Genomic DNA, 26,084 nt, shown 5'->3' with positions numbered 1-26,084 from the left:
TTTTTACTGATGAACATGAAATGTTCAGGAAATCACTCGTGAGTTTTTTACAAAAAGAAGCTGTTCCCTATTTTGAAACATGGGAAGAGGAGAGATTGATCCCTCGATCCTTTTGGGAGAAGATGGGTGAACAAGGTTTTATTTGCCCGTGGGTCAGTGTGGAGTATGGCGGAATGGGTACTGATTTTGGCTTTGCTATTATTTTAAGTGAAGAATTAGCAAAAATAGGAGCTGGTTTGACGGGCATAGGAACTCACAGCAATATCATTGTTCCTTATTTACATACATTTGGCAATGAGGAACAAAAGCATAGATTTTTGAAAAAATGCGTTAAAGGGGAACTGATTACTTCGATTGCAATGACAGAACCAGGGGCTGGATCAGATTTGGCAAGCATCCAAACGACGGCTATCCGTAAAGGTAATCAGTATATATTAAATGGTCAGAAAACATTTATTACAAATGGAATCCATTCTGATTTGATAATTGTTGCCTGTAAAACGGATCCAAAAGCTGAACCAAGACATAAAGGAATCAGTCTTATATTAGTTGAACGAGATACCCCAGGGTTTACGCGTGGGAGGAAGTTAAATAAGGTGGGAATGCACAGCCAGGATACGAGTGGGCTAATATTTGAAGATTGTATAGTGCCAGTCTCAAATCGATTAGGAGAAGAAGGAAAAGGCTTCCGCTATATGATGATGAATCTTCAGGAGGAACGGCTCTTATGCGCACGGTCGTAGCTGCTGAAGATATGCTTCAATTAACCATACAATATGTAAAAGAGAGAGATGCCTTTGGAAAGCCAATCAGCCAATTTCAGAACACTCAATTTACGCTGGCCGAAATTGCTACAGAAATAAAGTTTGGTCGGACTTTTGTCGATGATTTAATCAAAAAACATATTGATGGAAAAGAAATTGTGAAGGAAGTAAGTATGGCTAAATGGTTGACGACAGAGATGGCAAAACGTGTCTCCACCCAATGTATGCAGCTTCATGGCGGTTATGGCTATATGGAGGAATACAAAATTGCCAGACGGTATAGAGATATACCAGTCACATCCATTTTTGCAGGCTCGAATGAAATTATGAAGGTCATTATCTCTAAACAATTGGGACTCACTTGAAAGCTGGATAGATCAAATTAAAAAGAAGAGAAGGGAGAGAACGAGTTTGGACTTTACCTTATCAGATGAAACGATAAAAATGAAAAAGATGATCAAACATTTCATTGATGAAACGGTCGATCCGAAAGCAGACTTAATCGAGAAAAATGATCATATACCTGAGGACATCATGCAGCTAAGCAGGGACATGGGTCTATTTGGTTTGAGTATTCCGGAAGGCTATGGTGGACTTGGCCTCGATATGGTTGGAAAATGTGCCATATATGAGGAGCTTGGCCGTACGCATAATGGCTATACGACCATCATTGGAGCACATACCGGTATTGGCTCTGTTGGGGTTGTTGAGATGGGAAATGATAGACAGAAGCAAAAATATTTACCCAAAATGGCAACTGGAGAATTAATTGGTGCATTTGCTTTAACAGAGCCTGAAGCTGGCTCAAATGCTGCTGCGATTAGAACGAGAGCCGTTCGAAAAGGAGACAGCTATCTTCTAAATGGGTCCAAGCACTATATAACAAATGCATCAATTGCCGGTTTATTTACCGTGATGGCTGTGACCAATCCGGCTGCAGGTCCTAAAGGAATTACTTCCTTTTTGATTGAAAAGGGTACAAAAGGAATGATTATTGGGAAAAAGGAAGAAAAAATGGGCTTGAGAGGCTCTCATTCTTTCGAAATCTTTTTTGAAGACTGCGATGTTCCGGCAGATCATATTCTGGGGCAAGAAGGAATGGGATATGTGAATGCTCTAAAGATTCTAGCTAATGGCCGCGTAGGTCTGGCCGCTAGGAATCTTGGATCCTGTCAAAAATTATTGGAATTATCGGTCCAATATGCATTTGAACGGCACCAATTCGGAAAGCCGATTTTTGAACAGCAAATCATCCAGCACTATTTGGCTGATATGGCCTTGGACATTGAATCGCTCCGTGCATTAACCTATAAGGTTGCCTGGATGGTAGACCAAGGAAAGAATGTTGTTAAAGAAGCGGCTATGTCTAAATTGCTAGGTTCAGAAATATTTAATCGAGTAGCTGATAAAGCCGTTCAGATTCATGGAGGCCTAGGATATATGAAAGGATATCCAATCGAGCGATTTTATCGTGATGCAAGAATCACCAAAATTTATGAAGGTACTTCAGAAATCCAGAAAAATATCATTGCTGCTCAAATAAAGAAAGATTTCTATAATCATTCACAAATGATGTATATATAATTCTTATTAAGACAGACAGGCATTGATATCAAAAATAAAAATGGGCAGGATTCCAACGGATGAGTGGAATCTATTTTTTTGCTTTGAGGTGTTTTTTTAAAAGCATAAAATATTACGGCATACTGATTATATTTTTTGTTAAAATTGGAATATATGTTCGATTGTGGAAGGTGGGTGGTTTTAAGATGTTAAAGAATGAAGCAGATGTTATTAGGTTAATTCAAAACGATGAAAAAATGATGGAGATTATAAAGGCTGTAAGCACATTAAATTTACCTGACTGGTGGATATGTGCAGGATTTATACGTTCAAAGATTTGGGATGCTTTGCACGGATTTAAAGATTGTACTGAAACACCGGATGTTGATGTTATCTATTTTGATAAATCAATAATTAATGAGGATATGGAAAAAGAATTTGAGATAAATTGATTAGTATTATGCCTAATATACCTTGGTCTGTGAAAAATGAGGCTAGAATGCATACGATTAATAACTTTTCTCCATATACTTCTTCGCAAGATGCCATATCAAAATTCCCAGAAACAGCGACAGCTCTAGGGATAAAGTTAGATCATGAGAATAAATTATTCCTTATTGCTCCATATGGATTAGATGATGTCATAAATTTAGAGGTTAAGCCAACTCCCCATTTTCGTGAGTCAAAAGAACTGGCTGTTATTTATAAGGACCGAATTTCAAAAAAGAATTGGAAGTCTATTTGGCATAAAATTGAAGTTCGCGATATATCTGATTAAGAATGATAGACTCTCATTTACGTTCCCTCTTTTTAATAGTATCTCTATAAAATCTATCATTTTGATATTTTACCGTTTATTAATCTCCTCTTTTTTTTGAAATGTAAAATTCGCAAACCATCCTGATCATTTTACATTGACTTTCCACTGTCCTATCAGCCGACCGAATTATTTTTATGGAAAATGGAAAAGTAATTGAGACAGGTACACATAGGGAACTGTTTGAGAATAAACATGGGGTATATTCAAGGTTATTTAGCAGGGAAGCTGAAATGGGCAATCAAACTGTAACTATATAACTCTACAGAATCGTAAGAATTGGATGACTCACGCCTCTAACATGTACTTACAAGTTATGGTAAACTATTCATGATTCGCGTTTGTTCATAGTGAGGGGTGATTCATATAATGAAAAAATACGAACAAGTAAAGATGGAGATTAAGAAGCTCATCGAAGAAGGCGATTATATACCCGATCAGCGTATAAGTTCTGAATATAGTTTAACTCAGCAATTTGGAGTTAGCAGACATACAGTGCGTAAAGCAATTAATGATCTTGTAAATGAAGGCTGGTTGTATACAGAGCAAGGTTCAGGCACCTTTTGTGCTGACCGGAACACAAATCAACCATCTGAAAAAACAATTGCTCTTTTGACTACATATATATCCAATTACATCTTCCCCTCCATCATTAATGGAGTTGAGTCCTATCTAAGCAGTAAAGGATATACTCTGCTCCTTTATAGTACAAATAATGATTTAAATAAAGAAAAGTTGTGTTTGGAGAATATTTCAAACAGGGGGATTGCCGGTTTAATTGTAGAACCGACTAAAAGTAATTATTATAATCCGAACCTGAAATATTATTTAAATTTAGAGAGGAAAAAAATACCATATTTAATGATTAATGCTTATTATCCAGAGCTACACCCTTATAGATTAACGGTAGATGATGAATTAGGCGCTTATATGGCAACAGAACATTTGATTAAATTGGGGCATGGACGCATTGCTGGTATTTTTAAAACGGATGACCAGCAAGGTGTTAAGAGGATGCAGGGATTTATCAAAGCGCATAGGGAGTATAGCATCCCCATCTTACCCAATATGATCCTACCTTGTACAACAATAGAAAAAGATAAAGTACTGAATGAAGAATTTAGGAAACTACTAAATTCTGAACAAAGACCTACAGGGCTTTTCTGTTATAACGATGAAATAGCTTTGTCTGCTCTTGATGTTATTAGGGAATATGGAATTAGTGTACCTGATGATCTATCCATTGTAGGGTTCGATGACTCAAATTTAGCGACTGCATCTGAAGTGAAATTAACGACCATCAGACATCCACAATTTGAAATGGGTAGACAAGCTGCAGAAACAATTATCCAGCTGATTGAAAATAAAGTAGATGGAGATCCTTCAATCCGTTATAAACCAGAGTTAATATTACGAAATTCAACGAGAAAATTATAGGAATTTCTTTTTAAAAACCCACCAAAATGGGTTTTTTATTTTGTTCACAAATGGTTGTAAAAAATATGCAAAGGAGAATAATTTATGTAGCGTACTTGTACTAACAAGTAGTATGATATTAATGTAAGCGCATGCATTATTTTGAAAGGTTTCTATATTCATAATGTTTTGGGAATAAATTGAATGAGAGCCTTATTTTACAAAAGGGAGTGGTTAATAACATGAGGAAGTTTGTTACTGCAATGATGATGTTTGTACTGGTATTTACCTTAGCGGCATGTGGCAGCGATGAAAAATCCAGTGGGGAAGAAAAAGGGTTTGTTGGAATTGCCATGCCAACAAAGTCATCGGAGCGCTGGGTATTTGATGGAGAAAATATGGTCAAGGAATTTGAAAAGTTAGGCTACAAGACAGATCTGCAATATGGCGAAGACGTTATTGAAAATCAAATTGCCCAAATTGAAAACATGATTACTAAAGAAGTAGACATTTTAGTAGTTGCCTCTATTGATGGGGAATCTTTAACAGAAGTCCTTCAAAAAGCGGCTGATCAAGATATTAAAGTTATTTCCTATGACCGATTAATCAAAGGGACAGATAATGTGAGTTATTATGCCACATTTGATAACTTCAAGGTTGGTGTTCTACAAGCCTCCTACATTGAAGACAAGCTAGGACTTAAGGACGGCAAAGGACCTTTTAATATTGAGTTGTTTGGCGGGTCTCCAGATGATAACAATGCATACTTTTTCTATGATGGTGCAATGTCTGTCTTAAAGCCATACATAGACTCAGGGAAATTGGTTGTTAAAAGCAAACAAACAGATATGAAGCAAATTGCTACTTTGCGTTGGGATGGCGCAACTGCACAATCTCGTATGGACAACTTGCTAAGTTCACAATATTCAACTGATCGTGTAGATGCCGTTTTATCTCCATTTGATGGAATCAGTATCGGTATTATTTCTTCTCTTAAAGGGGTTGGTTATGGAACTGGAAGTAAACCATTACCAATAATTACTGGACAGGATGCTGAGTTGGCATCAGTAAAATCTATTATTGCCGGTGAGCAAACCTCAACCATCTTTAAAGATACGAGAGCATTAGCTAAAAAAGCAGTGGAGATGGCTGATGCAGTTCTAAAAGGTAAGGAAGCGGAAGTAAATGATACTGAAACATATGACAATGGAAATAAGGTTGTACCTTCTTATCTATTGGAACCGGTTTCAGTTGATAAAGAGAATTACAAAGAAATTTTAGTAGATAGCGGATATTACACAGAAGAAGAATTAAGCAAATAAAAGAAATAGTGGGTCTCGTTTTTTTCAAAGGTTTCTATATTCCAAGCTTTATGGGGCTAGCATAAATTAGAAACCTTTATTTTTATCAAAAGGGAGAGGTTCAAAACATGAGAAAATTTGTTACTGCAATGATGATGTTTGCACTGGTACTTACCTTAGCAGCATGTGGCAGCGATGAAAAATCCAGCGGTGATGAAAAAGGGTTTGTTGGAATCGCTATGCCGACAAAGTCATCAGAGCGTTGGGTATTTGATGGAGAAAATATGGTCGAAGAGTTTGAAAAGCTAGGCTACAAAACAGATCTTCAATATGGCGAAGATGTCATTGAAAATCAAATTGCCCAAATTGAAAATATGATTACTAAAGGAGTAGATATTTTAGTAGTCGCCTCTATTGATGGGGAATCATTGACAGAAGTTCTTCAAAAAGCAGCTGACCAGGATATTAAGGTTATATCCTATGACCGCTTAATTAAAGGGACAGATAATGTGAGTTATTATGCCACATTTGATAACTACAAAGTTGGTGTTTTACAAGGCTCTTATATTGAAGAAAAACTTGGTCTTAAGGACGGCAAAGGACCATTTAATATTGAATTGTTTGGCGGATCTCCAGACGATAACAACGCATACTTTTTCTATGATGGTGCAATGTCTGTTCTAAAACCATACATAGATTCTGGGAAATTGGTTGTTAAAAGTAAACAAACAGATATGAAGCAAATTGCTACTTTACGCTGGGATGGCGCAACAGCGCAAACTCGTATGGACAACTTACTAAGTTCACAATATTCATCTGATCGTGTAGATGCAGTCTTATCGCCAAATGATGCATTAGCTATTGGTATTATTTCTTCTTTAAAAGGGGTTGGTTATGGATCGGATAGCAAACCATTACCGATTATTACCGGACAAGATGCTGATTTGGCATCAGTAAAATCAATCATTGCCGGTGAACAAACCTCTTCCATCTTTAAAGATACGAGAGCATTGGCTAAAAAAGCAGTTGAAATGACAGATGCAGTTCTAAAAGGCAAGGAAGCAGAAGTAAATGACACTGAAACATATGACAATGGAAACAAGGTTGTACCATCTTATCTTTTAGAACCAGTAATAGTAGATAAAGAAAATTATAAAGAAATTTTAGTCGATAGCGGATATTACACAGAAGAAGAGCTAAGCAATTAACAGAATGGATGGCGGATGCTGTTTGATTGTAATGTAAACGGTTAAACAGCATCTAAATTTATACAGTTGAGGTGAATGGCGTGTCATCAATTTTATTAGAAATGAAAAATATCACGAAGACATTCCCTGGGGTAAAAGCTCTTGACCATGTGAATTTAAAAATTAAAGAAGGCGAAATCCACGCCCTTTGCGGAGAAAATGGAGCTGGTAAATCTACTTTAATGAAAGTATTGAGTGGAGTGTACCCACATGGCACTTATTCAGGAGATATCTTATTTAATGGAGAAGTGTGTGAATTTAAAAATATTAAGCAAAGTGAAAATCTAGGCATTGTAATTATCCATCAAGAATTGGCTTTAATCCCTTATCTATCTATCTCTGAAAATATATTTATAGGCAATGAACAAACAAAACATGGAATCATAAATTTTAATGAAACAATTGTAAAAACATTAGACTTACTGAAAATTGTTGGGTTAAATGAATCACCGAATACACCGGTTAATCAACTGGGTGTAGGAAAGCAACAATTAGTTGAAATAGCAAAGGCATTATCCAAGAAAGTGAAATTACTTATATTAGATGAACCAACTGCAGCTTTAAATGAGAATGATAGTGAAAATCTCTTAAATTTAATGCTTGAATTTAAGAAACAAGGAATGACCTCCATAATAATCTCTCATAAATTAAATGAGATTGCAAAGGTGGCCGATTCGATAACCATCCTTCGTGATGGTAAAACTATCGAAACTCTTGATATGAAGAAAGGTGTTACGGAGGACCGAATCATTAAGGGGATGGTAGGACGTGACTTAACGAATCGGTATCCTGAACACACACCAAATATTGGAGAAACCATATTAGAAGTGAAAAACTGGACGGTTCAGGATGAAAACAATTCCGATCGTAACGTGGTTGATGATGTAAGTTTCCAAATAAAAAGCGGTGAAATTATTGGCATAGCCGGATTAATGGGAGCTGGGAGAACCGAGCTGGCGATGAGTTTGTTTGGAAAGGCTTATGGTAAAAAAATCTCAGGCCAAATAATTAAAAAGGGAAAAGAACTGAAGCTGAAAAATATTACACAAGCAATCGATAATGGCATTGCTTACGTAACTGAAGACCGTAAATCATATGGACTTGTATTGGAAGAAGATATTAAAACGAATATCACATTGGCAAATCTGGGTAAAATATCTCAAAAACTAGTTGTAAATGATAATCAGGAAATTATTGAAGCAGAGCAATATCGCAAAAAAATGAATATAAAGAGCCCAAGTATCTTACAAAAAGCAATGAATCTAAGTGGAGGAAATCAACAAAAAGTCGTGTTAAGCAAGTGGATTTTTGCTGAACCGGAAATCTTGATTTTGGATGAACCAACACGTGGGATTGACGTTGGGGCAAAGTATGAAATTTATTCTATTATTAATGAATTGGCCGACAAAGGAATGGGAGTATTGGTCATTTCATCAGAACTGCCTGAGATATTAGGAATATGCGACAGAATTTATGTCATGCGTGAGGGCACATTTACCGCAGAATTTGACCGGAATGAAGCTTCACAAGAAAAAATTATGAAATACATGACCAGAACAGGGGTGGAACAGCTGTGAAAACACTGACTAGTTTATTGAAAAATAATATAAGACAGTATGGAATGGTATTGGCTCTGATCTTTATCATGGTGCTATTTCAAGTATTAACGGATGGCATATTACTAAAACCTCTTAATATTACAAATCTTATTCTGCAAAATAGTTATATTCTTGTTTTAGCAATCGGGATGTTGTTGGTCATTATATTGGGGCATATCGATCTTTCCGTTGGTTCGATTGTAGCCTTTGTTGGAGCTATGTCAGCGATATTTATGATTGAAATGAACATGCCGGTTTGGTTATCTGTCATTCTTTGTCTTATTATAGGAGCTTTAATAGGAGCTTGGCATGGATTTTGGGTTGCATTCCTTAAAATCCCAGCATTTATCGTTACACTCGCAGGGATGCTGATTTTCCGCGGACTTACTATGCTTGTTCTCAATGGGCAATCCATTGCTCCGTTTCCTGAGTCCTTCCGCCAAATGAGTACAGGGTTTATACCGGGGCTGAATAAAACAGGAGAATTAGATTTACTGACTATGATTGTCGGAGTTTTAATCTCTCTCGTACTATTATGGAGTGAATTTAGAAAGCGTAAAAAACAACAGTCTTACAATTTTGAAGTACTTCCAATGTGGTTATTTGCTTTAAAACTGGTATTTATAGTAGCAGTAATGAATATATTTGCTTATTTCCTAGCTTCATATGAAGGTATTCCTAATATTTTGGTGATTTTAGTTGTATTAATTGTTGCTTACTCATTCTTTACAAATAAAACAGTCCCTGGTCGACATTTATATGCGCTTGGCGGTAATGAAAAAGCAGCAAAATTATCAGGTATTAAAACAAAATGGCTTACCTTCTGGGTATTTGTAAACATGGGTGTATTATCTGCCTTATCAGGATTATTATTTGCAGCTCGGTTGAATGCAGCAACTCCTAAAGCGGGTAACTCTTTTGAATTGGATGCGATCGCTGCGGTCTTTATTGGCGGGGCATCCGCATATGGCGGTATAGGGACTGTTATAGGCGCTGTCGTTGGTGGTTTGGTAATGGGTGTATTAAACAATGGTATGTCGTTAATTGGCTTAGGCGTGGATTATCAACAGACAATTAAAGGACTGGTATTGTTGCTAGCTGTAGGGTTTGACGTGTATAATAAAAATAAATCATCGTAAGTTTATTTTAACAAAAAGAGGTGTTTGGAAAGTGAATTATCGCAGACTTGGCAATACCGATTTATCTGTAAGTGAGATTAGTTTTGGGACATGGGGAATTGGCGGTGATTGGGGAAAGGCTGATACCCAGGATGCTCTTCTTGGTTTAAATCGCGCTATGGAGAATGGAGTTAACTTCTTTGATACGGCGGATGTATACGGAAGTGGTAGAAGCGAAGAACTGTTAAGGGAAGCGACGAAAGGCAAAGAGGATACGATCCATATTGCTACGAAATTTTGTCGAGCCGGTGATATTCATGATCCAGATACATATTCGGAAGAGGCAATTCGGGCATATTGTGAGGGCAGTCTCAAAAGGCTTGGCCGCGAACGGATTGACCTATATCAAATTCATTGTCCGCCCTTACATATTTTAAAGAATACGGATGTATTTACTGTGCTGGATAAGCTTCAGCAGGAAGGGAAAATTCGCCATTATGGCGTGAGCGTAGAGACTGTTGAAGAAGGTTTATTCTGTCTTACCATTCCAGGTGTCAGAGCATTACAGGTCATTTTCAATATATTCCGGCAAAAACCGCTTGAAGAACTCTTCCCGACAGCTAAAAAACAGGGGGTTGGTATATTAGCCCGCGTACCACTGGCCAGTGGTTTGCTAACAGGAAAATTCAGCACCCAAACAAAATTTGAAGAAAATGATCACCGTAGCTTTAATGCAAATGGAGAAAAATTTAATGTTGGTGAAACATTTGCAGGACTTGAGTTTTCAAAAGGAGTTGAGCTTAGCAATCAGCTTTCCTGGATTGCGGATGGAAGAGGTACCATGGCTAATTCAGCTTTACGATGGATTCTGGACCATGAAGAAATTACATGTGCAATACCTGGTTTTAAAAATGCGCAACAAGTTGACCAAAATTTAAAGGCGATTCAAACTAAATCCTTTTCAAAAGAAGAGTTAGATAGGCTGCAAACGTTTTATATGAATGAAGTACATGATTATATTCGCGGACCTTATTAATGCCAGTTAAACGGGAGATTGAAACGATTAATAGATAATCAATAAAAAAGGAGCAGGTATTAGAGATTTATATATTTTCTAATGCCTGTTTATTTGCACAATTTATATCTTCTGAAATAGACTAATAATAGCGTTTTCAATCACGTTTGTTGTGAAGGAATACATACAAAATATAAAATTAGGTTACACCTCTATATGATAAGGAGAGAAAGTACATGCAAATTGAACAGAAGGTATTTGGTGAAATTGAGAATCAGGAAGTTGTGCAATTTTCAATTACTAATAAATCAGGATTTACCGTTCGTTTTATAAATTATGGTTGTGTGATTACAGATATTATTGCTCCTGACCGTGAGGGAAATATGGAGAATGTCGTATTGGGGTTTGATTGTATGGAAGATTACGAGAATCATTCACCTTATTTTGGAGCGGTTGTCGGCAGAATTGCAGGACGAATCGCAAATAGTCAGTTCACTCTTAACGGGAAGTCCTACCAGATCACTAAAAACGAGGGGGATAACCACCTGCATGGAGGGGTTAAGGGGTTTAGCCATGTTCTTTGGGATTATAAAGTAGTAGAAGAAAAGGATGCTGTTGGGGTTGAATTCAGCTATACAAGTAAAGCAGGAGAAGAAGGATTCCCTGGCAAGGTAGAGGTTACAACGACTTATTTAGTAAATGAAAACAATCAGCTTGATATTCGCTATAAAGCTACCACCGATGAAGATACGATCATCAATTTAACGAATCATACATATTTTAATTTAAGTGGTGACTTGAGCAAAACAATCAAAAATCACGAATTACAGCTCGAAAGCAGTCGATATATTGAGCTTAAGGAAGATTCTATTCCGACTGGTCGATTAATTCCTGTCGAGGGAACACCGTTTGATTTTACGAATAGCAAGCCGATTTCTCAAGGTGTCGATAGTGGCTACAAACAAAATGAGTTAGCAGGCAATGGCTTTGACCATCCGTTCGTTTTGGATTCCAATTTTAATAGAGAAATAGAATTATACGATCCTGAGAGTGGACGTAAATTATTAGTGGAAACGGACCAACCAGCCGTTGTTATTTATACTTGCAATCAATCGGAAGGGAATTATGAAATCAGGGGTGTCCGTCCGCATCATCATATGGCTATATGTTTGGAAACACAGGGATTCCCAGATGCTATTAACCAACCTGATTTCCCTCCGGTCACACTTAAAAAAGATGATGTATATCAAGCGCATACGAGATATATTTTTAAATAAGGCTATGTTTAAAGAGAGTGATGCTTTTAATGGATTAGACGAGGACCTTTAAGATTGGGTCCTCTTTTTGTGTCTCTGCTTATTACAAAACCGATAGGATAATTCTCCAGTTAGCTATGACAAAACAAATTACAATGCCATTTTTAATTGCATTTACGAGAATTCTATTGTATTTTAACTCTTTCGATTTATCGTCATTTCGATACAAAGGTAGGTTAATATTATGCGGATCCTTTTCAATGAAATTGAATACAAACCAAATTAATAATCCGAAGAACGGAAGAGCTAAAATGCTTTTTTTCTCCCCCCAATGTGAAACATGACCGTTCGAATCGAATGTCATAGGAATACTATTGGGTATATCTGACCATCTAATCATTATGTATACAAAAATGATTATAAGTAGGATTAAAGATACTATATTAAAACTAAATTCAAATAATGTTTTTTTGTTTTCGATGGGATGCTTGACCATTTACGCCCTCCTTTTAAAATAGATAACCTAATTTTACCATATAACCAAATAAACGTAATGCAACTATACGAGAATCCTACAAAGTATTGAAAACTTTGGCAACCATTATCTTTAAATAAACAAAAAAAAGAGAGAGCGGGGTTTAATATCCGCTCTCTCTTTCTAAAATAACCAATATACTGGTCTACAACAATCCTTTTCGTTTGTATTCCATTAATCGCTTATTGATCCAAATGGCCGCCTGTGTCGCATCCCCCATGGCAATCGTGGCCTGTTCGGAGTGCGATACAATATCTCCCGCTGCCCATACATTTTTAACATTGGTTTCTTTTGTTCGTGCATCCACTTTAATATGTCTGTTATTCTCTATATGAACACCAATTTGACTGGCCAATTCTGTATGAACTTTATTGCCGCCAAAGCCGATAAAAGCTCGATCAGCTTGCAGGGATTCACCATTTTTTAAATGGACGCCTGTAAAAAAGTCCTCTGATTCTTTTGACACAGATTCTATTTCCTCTTCTAAGTACGTAATATGATGTTGGTTAAGTTTAGATAGAATGTCCGCTGAGACAGGTGTTTTCTCATGATTGATATAGGTTATAACATCCGTCCAATTTAATAAAGATACTGCAAGATTGGCACCTGGATCACCAGCACCCATCACAATAATTTTTTTATCCATCGCTTCGTAGCCATCACAATCTGTGCATATATAAATGGTGCTGCCCAAGCACTCTCTTATATTGGGGATATCAGGTATCCGATCGGTAACGCCTGTAGCCAGTAAAATAGTCTTGGTTTGATACGTTTCGTTATCAGTCGTTACCAAAAATTCATCATCTCTTTTAGATATTTGCTTCACATCAGATTTGATGAATGTAACTCCTGTTTCAGATGCTTGCTGCTGTCCTTTTTTTCGTAATTCTTCACCACTGACGCCTTCAGGCCATCCGATGATATTTCGATAATCCTTACATAAATTAGACCGTCCTGCTTCCTTAGAATCAATAACTAAACAATTAATTTGGCTTCTGCCCATTTGTATTGCCGCCTGAGTGCCGGCAATACCTCCACCTATAACAATACATTCCCAAGAATTTCTCATAGTAGTACCATTGCCTCCTGCTTAACGTCATCCCTTAGTATCAGGATGAAATAAGATATTATACCCTTCTATACCCATTCATACTGTATTTTGACAAACAATTGGTCGAAATGTAAAAATTAGATATCCGAATAAGAATGGAGGTTGAACGATTGGATCTTAAATTAGCAGGAAAAAACGCGTTAGTGGTTGCATCTAGTCAAGGTTTAGGAAAAGCTATTGCGCAAAAGTTAGTGGAAGAGGGCGCAAATGTGATGATAACTGGCAGACATGCAAACAAGTTAGAAAAAGTGGCAAATGAACTAATCCCTTTAAACAAAAAAAGCAGGGTTGTCTATTGTGAAGTTGACATTACAAGGCCTGAACAAATTAAGGACTTGGTAAGGAAAACGGTGCAAGAGTTTGGAACAATTGATATTCTACTCAATAATGCAGGAGGACCGCCGGCAGGGACATTTATGGAATTATCTGATGAGGACTGGCAAAACTCGTTTGAATTGAATTTATTAAGCTATGTTCGAATGATTCGAGAAGTGTATCCTTATATGAAAGATCAGGGTGGAAGGATTCTTAATATGGCTTCTATTTCTGTTAAGGAACCAATTCAGGGATTGCTGTTATCCAATACATTCCGCCTTGGTATTACCGGTTTAACGAAAACATTAGCATCTGAATTTGCTCAGGACCATATCTTAATAAATACGATTGCACCTGGTGTTATATCCACAGGTAGGATAACCTATTTGGATGAAAAAACAGCCGAGCGTCAAGGGTTATCCATAGATGAAGTAAAAGAAAATGCACAAAAGCAAATTCCGCTTGGCCGATACGGAGAACCAGAGGAATTTGCTAACTATGCAGTATTTCTGTTATCAATGCTCAATACGTATGTAACCGGACAAGTATTATTAGTCGATGGTGGAAAAGTGAAGGGAATTTAATTTCTATTAGAGTTTGAAAGAATACCCGTCCATTTGTAAAAGATAGAGATTGAATGAGGAGATTTATTGAAATAAATAATTGTGTATTCGCTTTATATTTTTTTTGAATTTATTCAGCATAGCAAGTGGTTATTCTAATGAATCTCTTTGGAACTTTATATGAAAACCATTAATAATTTTGAACGGCATCGTCAACAACGATGCCGCTTTTATATGGTTCCTTTTTAATAAGATTTAATCTATGATTTTTCTTTTCCTGATAAAGAAGCGGAAATTTTAGGTGTCTCTTCGAATAAGTCTTTAAAGTCCTATTAGGTTGATAATTCAACATTAGTTCGCTTGCTTTTCGGATTTAATCTTTGAAGATACGGTTTTATTTTTGATGAAAAGCAGGTTGGGTGTCATTTTCCCTTCCATTCGCGCAGACTTACTTACCAATATAGAGATCAAATTGGCCATCGTAAAGGCTGTAATAGCAAGAAGTACTCCTGCAGCCATATCTGTCAGCCAGTGTATGCCAAGATAAATAGTGGAGAACATGATTATTCCCACACTGCCAGTCATAAACCATTTAAAAGGCTTATTGTTCGACTTATAGCTTAAGAATAATAAAGTCAGTGAAATCGAGTTATGCAGGCTTGGGAAACAGTTATTCAATCCTGATACATTCCGATATTGAGTCTCAAAGTCCGGATAAACTTCCGGGATTAAAAAGTGTACCTGAGAATGGACATACCATACCTCATTAACAGGTAAAAAAAGATAAAAGGGTATGGCAATAAGATAATTCAGCCCAACAGCATAAATAAATGTATAGAATAATTGCTTGTTTTGTTGGATGAAATAGAGGACAAATGATGTTGAAATCAAAGTGACAAATATAATGATGTAGAAAAAAGTTGTGATTTCTGTTAACCAAATATTATACAATAGGTTTTGGAAATTAGCCAGTAATTGCCCTTCATACTGCTGAATAATATGAGAATAGTCCCCGATATGAATAAAATTGCTCTCTATTTGCAATTCCAGTTTATTGATTAAAAGTATAGTCCCAAGTAATGCAAAATGAATCCATGATTTTTTGTTCTTTCGGCTATCCCATAAAATCTTAAATACGATGAAAGGGTTACGCTTTGATAGGATAATAACTAAAAAAACCGTCATAATCGTGATGGTGATAGCAATCGTAAACATAGATTGATACATATACAGACGTTCCCTTCCTGATTCAATATATTCATAGTGTATATATTATAACGTTTTGAATTGTAGGAATAGTAAAAAGGGTCCAATTTTTACATATTTTATTTGAATTGAATGATAAGCTTACAAATTTTATAAAAATCTATATAAATTTTGAAGAAAAATGAAAAACAATGAAACTTCTTAAAACTTGATTCGTAAATACAAATATGGGAAACTAAGCCTGACTACTAGAATTACAGGAGGAATTACTTTGTTAAAGAAAATGTTAACTGCTTTTATGTTGGTTACCTTTGTATTTGCACCGGTGGCTGAACATGCGTTTGTAGGAACTTCACACGAGGTTAGTGCAAAATCATACCGTTCAGGTAAAAAATCGTTCAATTCAAATAATAACCAATCTAATTTCAACCAAAACAATTCAACAGTTAATAAGCAAAAATCAACAACAAACAGCAATGCCAAAGCAACTAAAACAAATTCATTTAATAAAGGTGGATTCATGAAAAGTATGATGTTTGGCGGTATTGCCGGTTTATTATTCGGCGGTTTGCTAGCTAATATGGGTGCCATGGGATCCGTACTTGGTTTATTATTGAATGTACTTGCAATTTTGCTGATTGTTGCTTTAATCAAAAAAATCTTTACACGTAGTAACCGTCCACGAAAAGAGGTTGACGGAACGTGGAGACAATAAAAATTTCAGAGAATGAGATTATTAATTCACTTTGTGTTTATATCGCAGCTAAAAAGCAAGTCAATCCTGAACAAGTTGAAATTGAATTATTGTATGACGATAAATATGGGTTCTCCGCAGAAGCACATGTTAATGGAAGATCCCAAATTCTAATCACCGCAAACATGATTGAAGCACTGCGTTTTTATATTGAGCATGAGCTGAATATGGATCCATTTGCTGCAGCTATTGAACTTGAATTAGATGACGAGGAAGGCATTATTGCCTACGTTCAATAAAAGTATGAAAAGAGGCTTAGGCCTCTTTTTTTTATTATTTAAAATGATTAGCTTATAATCAGTCTATTCATCAATTGACTGGGACTGTTACGTATTTTTAGAAAATTATAAAAATGTTCGTGACTTTATACATATTGGTCGCTAATATAAAAAGCATAAGAAATTATTTAAGCGCTTACATACATATAGGAGGAAATAAAAGATGCATCCTTATTTAAATGAAGAGCATGACATATTTAGAAAATCCTTTAGAAAGTTTCTAAAAAAAGAGGCGTATCCATACTATGACCAGTGGGAGAAAGAGAAACTGATTCCAAGAGAATTTTGGTCCAAGCTTGGTCAAGAGGGATATTTATGCCCGGATTTACCAGAGCAATATGGCGGCTTGGAAACGGATTGGGGTATATCAGTTGTCATTAATGAAGAACTCGAGCGCCTTGGTTCCGGTACAATCGGGATTGGTCTCCATAATGATATTGTTGTGCCGTATATTAACGCCTATGGTACGAAAGAACAAAAGGAGAAATGGCTTCCCAAATGTGTCAGCGGGGAAATCATCACAGCTATTGCCATGACAGAACCAGGTGCAGGCTCTGATCTTGCTTCCTTATCTACATACGCAGAATTAAAAGAGGACCATTATATTTTAAATGGACAGAAGACCTTCATTACGAACGGAATCCACGCAGACCTCATCATTGTAGCTTGTAAAACGGATTTACATGCTATACCCAAGCATAAAGGAATAAGCCTACTTGTTGTCGAAAGAGATATGGAAGGCTTCTCAAGAGGACGTAAACTAGAAAAAGTGGGTATGCATTGCCAGGATACAGCGGAGCTCCTATTTGAGGATTGTATCGTACCAAAGGGAAATTTGTTGGGAGAAGCAGGGAAAGGCTTTATGTATATGATGGATAAGCTCCAGCAGGAACGGTTAATCGTAGCTATTTCAGCTCAGGTTGCTGCTGAGGATATGCTTCAGATGACGCTCGATTATGTTAAGTCAAGGAAAGCATTCGGAAAATTAATCAGTGATTTTCAAAATACGAAGTTTAAGCTGGCTGAAATCGCATCCGACATAAAAATGGGAAGAGTATTTCTTGATCAATTAATTGCAGATCATATAGCCGGGAAGAATATAGTAGCAGAAGTCTCAATGGCCAAGTGGAAATTAACAGATATGTCTAAACGCATCTCGGTTGAATGCATGCAGCTACACGGTGGATATGGCTACATGGAAGAATACAAGATTGCCAGACGATTCAGGGATACCCCGGTTGCCAGTATTTATGCCGGTACAAATGAAATTATGAAGACGATCATTGCTAAGAACCTTGGACTTTAATGGGGGAAAGTGAATTAGCATTGGACTCAAGGTCAGGTGAGATTTAAGAGTACTATATTCAATTAATAGGAGGAAGGGGTAATAATGATGATGCACGTGCCATTAACTGTACATTCTTTGCTGGAAAGAGCTGAAAAAGTATTTCCGAAGAAAGAAGTGGTATCAAGGACTCATGATAAGGTGCAGCGATTAACGTACAAAGAGATCGGTGAAAGGACAAGAAGGCTGGCGGATGTACTCCAGAAAATGAATGTATCAAGAGGTGATAAAGTCGGTACGCTGGCGTGGAATCACCATCGCCATCTCGAAGCATATTTTGCAGTACCTGGCATTGGAGCTGTTGTCCATACCATTAATATTCGTTTATCCGCAGAACATATTACCTATATTATTAATCATGCAGAAGACAAGGTACTATTGATTGATGAAGATATTGTACCCCTAATAGAAAAAATCGCCCCAGCGCTGACAACCGTCAAGGCCTGTATCATTATGACGGATCAGACAGAAATACCCTCAACAAGTCTTAAACCCGCATATTCATATGAAGAACTTCTAGCAGTCGGCAACCCGAAAACTCCATTTATAAATGATTTAGATGAAAATGAAATAGCAGGAATGTGCTATACATCAGCAACAACTGGGAATCCAAAAGGTGTATTGTATTCGCACCGGGGGATTGTGCTGCATAGCTTCGCACTCGGCCTAGCAGATACAACAGCTGTTTCTGAACGTGATGTGGTCATGCCTGTTGTGCCAATGTTTCATGTGAATGCCTGGGGATTGCCATTTGCGGCCACCTGGTTTGGAGCAACTCAGGTTCTGCCTGGACCTCAATTTAATCCTAAATTATTAGCCGAATTTATCCAATCAGAAGGTGTGACAAAAACAGCTGGTGTGCCGACAATTTGGTTAGGTCTCCTGCAGGAGCTTGAAAAAGGTACATATGATACCAGCACATTGGAATTTATTTTATGCGGTGGCTCGGCTGCACCAAAAGGATTGATTAAGCAATTTGAAATTAAATATAAAATACCATTCCTACATGCTTATGGAATGACAGAAACGGCACCATTGGCAACTGTATCACGTCTGAAAAGCTATCAGTTAGACTTACCGGAAGAAGAGCTGCTCGATATTAGAGCTAAGCAAGGCTTGCTTGTACCAGGCCTGGAAATGAAAGTGGTCGGCTCTGAAGGAGAAGTGAACTGGAACGGATTGGATATGGGTGAGCTGATGTTACGGGGCAACTGGATTGCAGATGAATATTATCGTGATGAACGGACTGCTGAGGCATTTAAAGACGGATGGCTGTTGACTGGAGATATAGCAACTGTAGATGAAGAGGGCACAATCAAGCTGGTCGATCGAACAAAGGATTTAATTAAGAGCGGCGGTGAATGGATTTCATCTGTTGATCTGGAAAACGCCTTAATGGCTCATGAGGCGATATTTGAAGCAAGTGTCGTAGCCATACCGCATCCCGAATGGCAGGAAAGACCGGTCGGGTGTGTAGTTCTTAAGCCTGAATTTCATGGAAAGGTTACCGAAGAAGAGATTCAAAGCTTCCTTAAGCCGCAATTTGCAAAATGGTGGATTCCAGATGAAATCATCTTTATGGATGAAATCCCGAAAACCTCCGTTGGTAAATTTCTAAAGGCTAAATTGAGAGAAATGATTCAAGAGAGAGTATCTAATAACTAATAGTGGATAGGTAGGGGAGAAGTCTAAACCATCAAGGATATGGTTTAGGCTTTTTTATTGCGGTTGCTTTATAAATCTAAGGATGAATCGGTAAATGCTGGTATGATTTGTTCTCTCCTGTAAAGAATAAAGGAATAACTACTATTCATTAAGGAGTGTACTTTATGAACCAGTCATTAGGATATGTGAAGGAAATTTTATCAGCACATACGGAGGACAGCAAAGTTGGCAAGCATATTTATAATATGATTTCTGACGGAAATTACGACAGCGGAGAACAGTTTGTCAGAGATTTATCAGTGGGTGAAAGTCACTACCTAAATAGGGTTTTACAAAATGCCATTGCTTATTCAAACCAAGAGCAGGACGAAGAACGATCCAAGCATTTAAATGAGATTTATGAGTTGTTGTTTGTTTGAAGAATTTTTATTTCGCACGACTTCAAGATTACAAAATCAAGCTTTGCTGACATCATACGTTTCAGGGAGAAGGCAGAACGATTCAATTATTCCAGAGACACTATATAAGATTTATTTACTAAAAATTGCTCAAGAAGAAAGGAGGTGCATAGCAACTCCTTTTTTATATTTGTCCTATCAAGGCAAAATAGAGAACGAACGTACTGGGAAGCCTGACGCTTTTTCAGGTTTCGGTACGATATTAAAGATGATAGCTCCTTTAGGAGGCAACTTGTCCAGGTTTTTCATGAGTTCAATTTGATACGTATCCTGAGAAAGTACATAATATTCGCCTCTAAGTTCCCCATTTTTACGGAAGTCAATAGCTGAATCGGTGTCAAAGGTTTCATGGCCAATAGCTTTGATTCTTCGTTCTTCAAACAAAAATTTCAACGCTTCATAGCCCCAGCCAGGGATATGATTATGGCCTTCCTCATCTTTGTTGGAGAAGGCCTCTTTGTCTGGCCAGCGCTTGCTCCAGTCGGTGCGCAAAGCCACAAATGTATTTGCCTCAATTGTTCCGTGTTCTGTTTCAAAATCTAAAATATCATGGATGGTGAGTGTGAAATCAGGATTCTTCGCCGCCTCTTTTGATTTGTCAATCACAATCAAGGGCAACACAAGCTCCTTTAGTTCCAATTCGTCCAAATACCGGGTGTCTGGCACGAAATGAATGGGAGGATCAATATGGGTTCCATATTGACCAGCGAACGAATAACGCTGTGCCATGAATCCGTCTTCATGAGTAAATAAAGTATCAATCTGTGCGTCATCAAACATAAAGAAATGAGGGGAATCTGGTCCAAATGTATGAGTGAGGTCCACCCACTCCTTAGATTTCAAGATATTAAGTACCTGCAACAGATTGTTTACCATCTACTCAGCCTCCATAATTTTCAATTTTCATATAATTATTATATACTTTATCATAGAGGTGTAACGGCAACAAGCTCTCCCTTTAAAAAGAATATCAGGTATGATATTTTTTATTACTTTTGCAATAGTTAATATCATTACAGATAAGAGAATGGTTAATGAATTGAGCATGATTTTTACCAATAGTGAAATAGAATTATTCATTCTTAAAAAACTTATCCCGGTCAAAGTTATTATTGCAAAGACGGTTTTACTATTAGAAATTTAAAAAATCTGTATTCAACTATTGGTTAAATAAATTATAATTAAATTACTATATTCGCTAATTCGGGGAATTTACAAATGCATTCGCTTTCCCCTTTTATTAATTAGATCCAATCGATTAGATTGATAGAAATATCGAAAGGGGATACTTATATTTGAATTCAAAATACCTGGACTTACTCGTCCAAAAATATGATTGTGAAGAAAAAGTAGTAACAGAAATTATTAATTTGGAAGCCATCCTTAACCTACCGAAGGGGACAGAACATTTTGTCAGTGATTTACATGGGGAGTATCAAGCTTTTCAACATGTACTGAGAAACGGTTCCGGGAATGTAAAACAAAAAATCAAAGACTTGTTTCAAGATGTTTTATTAGAAAAAGAAATTAATGAATTTGCGACATTAGTTTATTATCCTGAAGAGAAATTAAAGTTAATTAAAAATCAATTTGATAATAAAGAAGAATTGAATCAATGGTATATCGTTATTATTGAGCGGATGATGAGACTTATTTCTCATGCTTCATCCAAATATACCCGTTCGAAATTAAGAAAAGCATTGCCAAAGCAGTTTGAATTTATTATCGAAGAACTGCTGTACAAAACGAATCAAGCAAATAAGGAAAAATATTATAATGAAATTGTTGAGCAAATCATCTCCTTAGGCCAAGCTGATAAACTCATAACAGGTCTTGCCTATACAACTCAGAGATTGGTTGTCGATCATCTTCATGTTGTTGGCGATATATATGACCGTGGACCTGAACCTGATAAAATCATGGAAACTCTAATCAATTATCATTCGGTTGATATTCAGTGGGGTAACCACGATGTACTTTGGCTAGGTGCTTATTCTGGTTCATTGGTTTGTCTTGCTAATATTATTCGTATTTGTGCAAGGTATGACAATCTCGATATTATTGAAGATGTGTATGGAATCAATTTGAGGCCTTTGTTAACTCTGGCTGAGAAATACTATGATGACAATCCGGCTTTCAGACCAAAGGTACATTCAGATCAGAAACTATCTAGTCATGAAAAATTACAAATAACGAAAATTCATCAAGCAATTGCGATGATTCAATTCAAACTCGAAATGCCTATAATAAAGAGACGTCCGTGCTTTAATATGTCAGATAGGCTTTTATTAGAGAAAATTGATTATGATAAAAATGAAATAACGATTTATGGGGAGACTTACCCTCTTGAAAACACTTGCTTTGCCACGGTTAATCCCGAACAGCCTGAACAGTTATTAGAGGAAGAACAGCAGGTTATGGAAAAGCTATTATTCTCAGTTCAGAATTCAGAAAAGCTCGCGAGACATATGAATTTCCTTATGAAGAAAGGAAGCCTTTATTTAAAATATAACGGGAACCTATTAATACATGGGTGTATTCCTTTAGATGAAGAAGGAAATATGGAGAAGATGACCGTCGATAATAACACCTATTCAGGTCGTGAGTTACTTGATGTTTTTGAGCAATATTTACGTTATTCTTTTGCACATCCTGAAGAGTCGGGTGATCTTGCGACGGATATGGTCTGGTATTTATGGACGGGAGAATATTCGTCACTCTTTGGAAAAAGAGAAATGACAACTTTTGAGAGGTACTTTATTAAGGACAAGTCAACCCATAAAGAAAGAAAGAATCCATACTATCATTTACGCGAGAATGAAGAAATTTGTCGCAAAATACTAGCTGATTTTGATCTGGATCCTGACACAGGTCATATCATAAATGGCCATACACCAGTTAAAGAAATAGAGGGAGAAAATCCAGTTAAGGCAAATGGAAAAATGATCGTAATTGATGGAGGTTTCTCCAAAGCATACCAATCAACTACAGGCATAGCAGGATATACATTGCTATATAATTCTTACGGTATGCAATTGGTCGCCCATAAGCATTTTAATTCAAAGGAAGATGTCTTACTTAACGGGACAGATGTTTTATCAATAAAAAGATTGGTAGATAAAGAATTAAAACGGAAAAAGGTTAGAGAAACCAATATTGGAGAGAAAATAATTCAGGAAATTTCAATATTAAATAGTTTAAGGGAATATCGCTATATGGATTGATAGCAGCTTGTACTTAAAAAACAGGAACAGTGTTCCTGTTTTTTTGTTTAAGCAAAATCAATATGGTTAACTTTATACTTCATGTATCGGTCTTCCAAATGTGTTTATACCTATATTCTTTAATTGCTTTTCTAAATGTTCTGGCTTCACTTTCCCGTTCTCTTGGCAGTAAGTTGGATAGTAATAAGGTGAGGCGACATGTGCGTCTAAATTCAGCCACACTGTAAGATAGATATTGTGTACATCTCTTACGGGTAAAAATTCTCCGCTTTCCAATTCCACATCATCATCTACACCATATTCGAACCGGCAACAAGAACATATTTCAAAAGAACCCACTTGTAACTGTTTGGAATCATAATAAGCGGGTTCATCAAGCCCTTTATGACCGCATACGGGGCAAATATATTTCATAGTTTATAATCTCCTTGTTAATTGTGTGACTTCTAAATAAAGGTAAATGACTTCTTTGTTTTCTTTATTTCCTATATTATAGTGAGGGGTTCCTTAAATTATCAAACCTATTGTAATCTATAATTTACAAATAAGTCTGAATACGCTTATCTTATTATTTGGGATACATGTAAACTTTGCAATAATTAGAATTGATTTCAAGAAATTACGAACAGGGGGAAATGTTTTGAAGAAAATTATACTAATCATCGCAGTACTGTTAATGGTTTCTTTTGTACCTGATGCTTTTGCGCATTCTCATTTAGAGAGTTCTACACCTAGTGACGGAGAAGTTATTTCAGAAGAGTTACGTGAAATAACATTAATATTTAGTGGGAAAATTGAACAAGGCAGTACTTTTAAACTATTGGATTCCAAGGAACAAGCTGTTTCAGTTGAAAATATTACGATCACGGACACTGAAATTACAGGAACAATTCCTGTTAGTTTGATAAATGGAAATTATGTTGTTGATTGGAATATTATTAGTGCAGATGGCCATCAAATGGAAGGGGAGTTTTCATTCGAGGTGAAAATTGCTGAGACTGAATCTCCACTAGCTAATAACGATGAGGAAGAACAAGTGAGTAAAAATGTAGAAAATCATGAAGGAAATCAAGATGGTTTAAATGAACAGGATTCGAATGAAAATGTTGCTAATGATCAAACAGAAAATGATATATCATCCAATCTCGTTCCTATTATTATCGGTGTTTTAATAGTCACTATTATAATCACCTTTATTGCATTAAGGAGAAAAAAATAAACAATGTCCTCTGTAATTTTTAGCGAAGTTGCCCTATATCTTTGTCTTTCCATATTAATGGGCAGTTTTATTCTATCCATTGTTCCAAACCATCATCGGCCTAGCATATCTGTAGGAAAGAAATATATGATCTTAGCTGCCATTGGTGTTGGATTATTTTCTTTTTCACCCGTACTCATTCGAATCTTGAACTTACAGCAAAGAGTAGACTGGCAGGGGAGAATACAAACGGTATTATTAACGTTCGAAATTGGCAAGGCATGGATTTTTACAACTATTGTGATGTTAATTTTACTCCTGTTTATTGCTAAATTTCACCAAAGAGAAGATTCTAAATACTCTTGGATTGGATGTATTTTAACCATTCTTTTGATTATGGGCCTTGCTTGGTCCAGTCATGCAAGTACATCGGAACAGATCATCGGTTTTTTAACTCATTTTGTGCATGTTACTGCTGTAACGGTCTGGGTTGGTATTCTATTTGTTATAAGTTGGTTCTCAAAAAATCAAGAGAATTGGCTGCAGTTTTTGCGATGGTTTACCCCAATCGCAATTAGTTGTGTCCTAGTGACAGCTGCTTCAGGAATAGTCCTTATGACATTTGTTATAGATCTATCGCAATATCCAAATTCTTGGATGGTTGATTATGGACAATTTTTATTGATAAAACATATTCTTATTATGGTGCTGCTTGCCTACGCTTTCGTTAATGGCATACTCATTCGACGGAGGTTAAGGGAGGACGAAACCTTTAATCCAGTTCCCTGGGTGAAAGCCGAAAGTATAGTAGCACTACTGATTTTTTCGGCAACTGCTGCAATGAGCCAGCAATCACCGCCAAGTGCAGGTACATTGGAACATGAAGGATTATCTTTTCTATTCGAACTCTTTTATCAAGGTCAGTATTATTCAGGAATGGATGTTCAGATGAGTGTAAATTCAATCAGTATCTTACTTATTACTATTGCTTTTCTATTTTTAGCCTTGCTATTTTATGCGTTTATTAAAAAAGCTTCATCAATGATTACATTAGTGCTTAGTATCTTCTTTGTCCTTTCAAGCTATTTGGCTTTGATCATGAGTGTTAGTTAAAAGGGAATTATTATAAATTTTTCCGTAGGTTTTAAGTTAGCGATTATAAAATGAGTTTATTTTTAACAAAATGGGTGCCATTCATGAATGGATTGGCCTTTTTCTATATAAGGAATATATGTCGATGTACGGGCTACGCTGAAATTGAAAAAGCGATTAAATCGGTGATTAAACGTGAAGCAATAGAGTAACGAATAACTACAAAGTATTCATAGGGTGTGGTC

Annotated in this window: 22 protein-coding genes and 2 pseudogenes; 19 read left to right on the top strand and 5 right to left on the bottom strand. The window is 36.5% G+C overall.

What is annotated here, in order from left to right:
- The first annotated feature begins 20 nt into the window (after positions 1 to 20).
- The 10 genes and pseudogenes from FHY47_RS05090 to FHY47_RS05045 all read left to right on the top strand — a co-directional run bounded on the left by FHY47_RS05090 (position 21) and on the right by FHY47_RS05045 (position 12,116).
- Positions 21 to 1,129 (top strand): annotated as a pseudogene (locus FHY47_RS05090) (acyl-CoA dehydrogenase family protein).
- 46 nt (positions 1,130 to 1,175) lie between these two features.
- Complete coding sequence (locus FHY47_RS05085; RefSeq protein ID WP_148629773.1) at positions 1,176 to 2,348, top strand: acyl-CoA dehydrogenase family protein; 1,173 nt, start codon at positions 1,176 to 1,178, stop codon at positions 2,346 to 2,348.
- Between the two features lie 185 nt (positions 2,349 to 2,533).
- A pseudogene (locus tag FHY47_RS05080) lies at positions 2,534 to 3,105 on the top strand (nucleotidyltransferase family protein).
- A gap of 408 nt (positions 3,106 to 3,513) precedes the next feature.
- Positions 3,514 to 4,581, top strand: a complete 1,068-nt coding sequence (locus FHY47_RS05075) for a GntR family transcriptional regulator (RefSeq protein WP_375138406.1) — start codon at positions 3,514 to 3,516, stop codon at positions 4,579 to 4,581.
- Positions 4,582 to 4,802: 221 nt separating this feature from the next.
- Positions 4,803 to 5,882: a multiple monosaccharide ABC transporter substrate-binding protein gene (gene chvE, locus FHY47_RS05070; RefSeq protein WP_066103512.1), complete on the top strand. Its 1,080-nt coding sequence runs from the start codon at positions 4,803 to 4,805 to the stop codon at positions 5,880 to 5,882.
- Between the two features lie 107 nt (positions 5,883 to 5,989).
- Positions 5,990 to 7,069 (top strand): multiple monosaccharide ABC transporter substrate-binding protein, encoded by a 1,080-nt coding sequence (gene chvE / locus FHY47_RS05065; RefSeq protein ID WP_066103515.1) that lies wholly within the window; start codon positions 5,990 to 5,992, stop codon positions 7,067 to 7,069.
- 80 nt (positions 7,070 to 7,149) lie between these two features.
- Entirely contained in the window at positions 7,150 to 8,685 is a 1,536-nt protein-coding gene (gene mmsA / locus FHY47_RS05060; RefSeq protein ID WP_066103518.1) for a multiple monosaccharide ABC transporter ATP-binding protein, read from the top strand.
- Entirely contained in the window at positions 8,682 to 9,845 is a 1,164-nt protein-coding gene (mmsB, locus tag FHY47_RS05055) for a multiple monosaccharide ABC transporter permease (protein WP_066103520.1), read from the top strand. Before mmsA ends, mmsB begins: the two co-directional genes overlap by 4 nt.
- Positions 9,846 to 9,876: 31 nt before the next feature.
- Entirely contained in the window at positions 9,877 to 10,860 is a 984-nt protein-coding gene (locus tag FHY47_RS05050; protein ID WP_066103523.1) for an aldo/keto reductase, read from the top strand.
- A gap of 215 nt (positions 10,861 to 11,075) precedes the next feature.
- A complete protein-coding gene (locus FHY47_RS05045) occupies positions 11,076 to 12,116 on the top strand; it encodes an aldose epimerase family protein (RefSeq protein WP_148629772.1) in 1,041 nt (346 codons plus the stop codon).
- Positions 12,117 to 12,198: 82 nt separating this feature from the next.
- On the opposite strand, the gene FHY47_RS05040 is transcribed toward FHY47_RS05045, so the two are convergent.
- Together FHY47_RS05040 and FHY47_RS05035 are read right to left on the bottom strand one after the other, a co-directional pair.
- Positions 12,199 to 12,591, bottom strand: a complete 393-nt coding sequence (locus tag FHY47_RS05040) for a DUF1648 domain-containing protein (protein ID WP_066103528.1) — start codon at positions 12,589 to 12,591, stop codon at positions 12,199 to 12,201.
- A 184-nt stretch (positions 12,592 to 12,775) separates the two neighbouring features.
- Positions 12,776 to 13,699 (bottom strand): NAD(P)/FAD-dependent oxidoreductase, encoded by a 924-nt coding sequence (locus FHY47_RS05035; protein WP_139891873.1) that lies wholly within the window; start codon positions 13,697 to 13,699, stop codon positions 12,776 to 12,778.
- A 152-nt stretch (positions 13,700 to 13,851) separates the two neighbouring features.
- Between FHY47_RS05035 and FHY47_RS05030 the strand changes: the two genes are divergently transcribed.
- Positions 13,852 to 14,640 carry an SDR family oxidoreductase gene (locus FHY47_RS05030; protein WP_066103531.1) on the top strand — a complete coding sequence of 263 codons (789 nt, stop codon included), beginning with the start codon at positions 13,852 to 13,854 and terminating at the stop codon, positions 14,638 to 14,640.
- A gap of 330 nt (positions 14,641 to 14,970) precedes the next feature.
- Here the strand turns inward: FHY47_RS05030 and FHY47_RS05025 are convergent, their stop codons facing one another.
- Positions 14,971 to 15,846 (bottom strand): phosphatase PAP2 family protein, encoded by an 876-nt coding sequence (locus tag FHY47_RS05025; RefSeq protein WP_066103533.1) that lies wholly within the window; start codon positions 15,844 to 15,846, stop codon positions 14,971 to 14,973.
- 250 nt (positions 15,847 to 16,096) lie between these two features.
- Here FHY47_RS05025 and FHY47_RS05020 point away from each other — a divergent pair, with 250 nt between their 5' ends.
- The 5 genes from FHY47_RS05020 to FHY47_RS05000 all read left to right on the top strand — a co-directional run bounded on the left by FHY47_RS05020 (position 16,097) and on the right by FHY47_RS05000 (position 20,286).
- Positions 16,097 to 16,540, top strand: a complete 444-nt coding sequence (locus FHY47_RS05020) for a hypothetical protein (protein WP_148629771.1) — start codon at positions 16,097 to 16,099, stop codon at positions 16,538 to 16,540.
- Positions 16,528 to 16,818, top strand: a complete 291-nt coding sequence (locus FHY47_RS05015; protein ID WP_066103535.1) for a YxcD family protein — start codon at positions 16,528 to 16,530, stop codon at positions 16,816 to 16,818. Before FHY47_RS05020 ends, FHY47_RS05015 begins: the two co-directional genes overlap by 13 nt.
- A 202-nt stretch (positions 16,819 to 17,020) precedes the next feature.
- The gene (locus FHY47_RS05010; RefSeq protein WP_148629770.1) at positions 17,021 to 18,163 is read left to right on the top strand and encodes an acyl-CoA dehydrogenase family protein; all 1,143 of its coding nucleotides are present in this window, start codon (positions 17,021 to 17,023) and stop codon (positions 18,161 to 18,163) included.
- Between the two features lie 84 nt (positions 18,164 to 18,247).
- A complete protein-coding gene (locus FHY47_RS05005; RefSeq protein WP_148629769.1) occupies positions 18,248 to 19,867 on the top strand; it encodes a long-chain fatty acid--CoA ligase in 1,620 nt (539 codons plus the stop codon).
- A gap of 164 nt (positions 19,868 to 20,031) precedes the next feature.
- Positions 20,032 to 20,286 carry a sigma-G-dependent sporulation-specific acid-soluble spore protein CsgA gene (locus FHY47_RS05000; RefSeq protein WP_066103540.1) on the top strand — a complete coding sequence of 85 codons (255 nt, stop codon included), beginning with the start codon at positions 20,032 to 20,034 and terminating at the stop codon, positions 20,284 to 20,286.
- A 177-nt stretch (positions 20,287 to 20,463) separates the two neighbouring features.
- Here FHY47_RS05000 and FHY47_RS04995 read toward each other — a convergent pair whose 3' ends face one another.
- Positions 20,464 to 21,201 carry a cyclase family protein gene (locus FHY47_RS04995; protein WP_139891876.1) on the bottom strand — a complete coding sequence of 246 codons (738 nt, stop codon included), beginning with the start codon at positions 21,199 to 21,201 and terminating at the stop codon, positions 20,464 to 20,466.
- A gap of 419 nt (positions 21,202 to 21,620) precedes the next feature.
- Between FHY47_RS04995 and fbp the strand changes: the two genes are divergently transcribed.
- A complete protein-coding gene (gene fbp / locus FHY47_RS04990; RefSeq protein ID WP_066103543.1) occupies positions 21,621 to 23,549 on the top strand; it encodes a fructose-1,6-bisphosphatase in 1,929 nt (642 codons plus the stop codon).
- A gap of 72 nt (positions 23,550 to 23,621) precedes the next feature.
- Here fbp and FHY47_RS04985 read toward each other — a convergent pair whose 3' ends face one another.
- Complete coding sequence (locus FHY47_RS04985; protein ID WP_148629768.1) at positions 23,622 to 23,963, bottom strand: hypothetical protein; 342 nt, start codon at positions 23,961 to 23,963, stop codon at positions 23,622 to 23,624.
- A 226-nt stretch (positions 23,964 to 24,189) separates the two neighbouring features.
- Between FHY47_RS04985 and FHY47_RS04980 the strand changes: the two genes are divergently transcribed.
- Together FHY47_RS04980 and FHY47_RS04975 are read left to right on the top strand one after the other, a co-directional pair.
- Entirely contained in the window at positions 24,190 to 24,768 is a 579-nt protein-coding gene (locus FHY47_RS04980; RefSeq protein ID WP_139891877.1) for a copper resistance CopC family protein, read from the top strand.
- Positions 24,769 to 24,771: 3 nt separating this feature from the next.
- Positions 24,772 to 25,860 (top strand): copper resistance D family protein, encoded by a 1,089-nt coding sequence (locus FHY47_RS04975; protein WP_139891878.1) that lies wholly within the window; start codon positions 24,772 to 24,774, stop codon positions 25,858 to 25,860.
- Positions 25,861 to 26,084: the final 224 nt, after the last annotated feature.

This window comes from Bacillus sp. E214 (assembly GCF_008087365.1).
Taxonomy (GTDB): Bacteria; Bacillota; Bacilli; order Bacillales; family Pradoshiaceae; genus Pradoshia.
Note: the sequence above shows the minus strand (reverse complement) of the source record. Positions and strands in the feature narration are given on the sequence as shown.

Excerpts from the sequence above, each read along its gene's own strand:
- FHY47_RS05075 (WP_375138406.1), top strand. The coding sequence starts at position 3,514 with ATGAAAAAATACGAACAAGTAAAGATGGAGATTAAGAAGCTCATCGAA.
- chvE (WP_066103512.1), top strand. The coding sequence starts at position 4,803 with ATGAGGAAGTTTGTTACTGCAATGATGATGTTTGTACTGGTATTTACC.
- chvE (WP_066103515.1), top strand. The coding sequence starts at position 5,990 with ATGAGAAAATTTGTTACTGCAATGATGATGTTTGCACTGGTACTTACC.
- FHY47_RS05045 (WP_148629772.1), top strand. The coding sequence starts at position 11,076 with ATGCAAATTGAACAGAAGGTATTTGGTGAAATTGAGAATCAGGAAGTT.
- FHY47_RS05040 (WP_066103528.1), bottom strand. The coding sequence starts at position 12,591 with ATGGTCAAGCATCCCATCGAAAACAAAAAAACATTATTTGAATTTAGT.
- FHY47_RS05035 (WP_139891873.1), bottom strand. The coding sequence starts at position 13,699 with ATGAGAAATTCTTGGGAATGTATTGTTATAGGTGGAGGTATTGCCGGC.
- FHY47_RS05025 (WP_066103533.1), bottom strand. The coding sequence starts at position 15,846 with ATGTATCAATCTATGTTTACGATTGCTATCACCATCACGATTATGACG.
- FHY47_RS05010 (WP_148629770.1), top strand. The coding sequence starts at position 17,021 with ATGCATCCTTATTTAAATGAAGAGCATGACATATTTAGAAAATCCTTT.
- FHY47_RS05005 (WP_148629769.1), top strand. The coding sequence starts at position 18,248 with ATGATGATGCACGTGCCATTAACTGTACATTCTTTGCTGGAAAGAGCT.
- FHY47_RS05000 (WP_066103540.1), top strand. The coding sequence starts at position 20,032 with ATGAACCAGTCATTAGGATATGTGAAGGAAATTTTATCAGCACATACG.
- FHY47_RS04995 (WP_139891876.1), bottom strand. The coding sequence starts at position 21,201 with ATGGTAAACAATCTGTTGCAGGTACTTAATATCTTGAAATCTAAGGAG.
- FHY47_RS04985 (WP_148629768.1), bottom strand. The coding sequence starts at position 23,963 with ATGAAATATATTTGCCCCGTATGCGGTCATAAAGGGCTTGATGAACCC.
- FHY47_RS04975 (WP_139891878.1), top strand. The coding sequence starts at position 24,772 with ATGTCCTCTGTAATTTTTAGCGAAGTTGCCCTATATCTTTGTCTTTCC.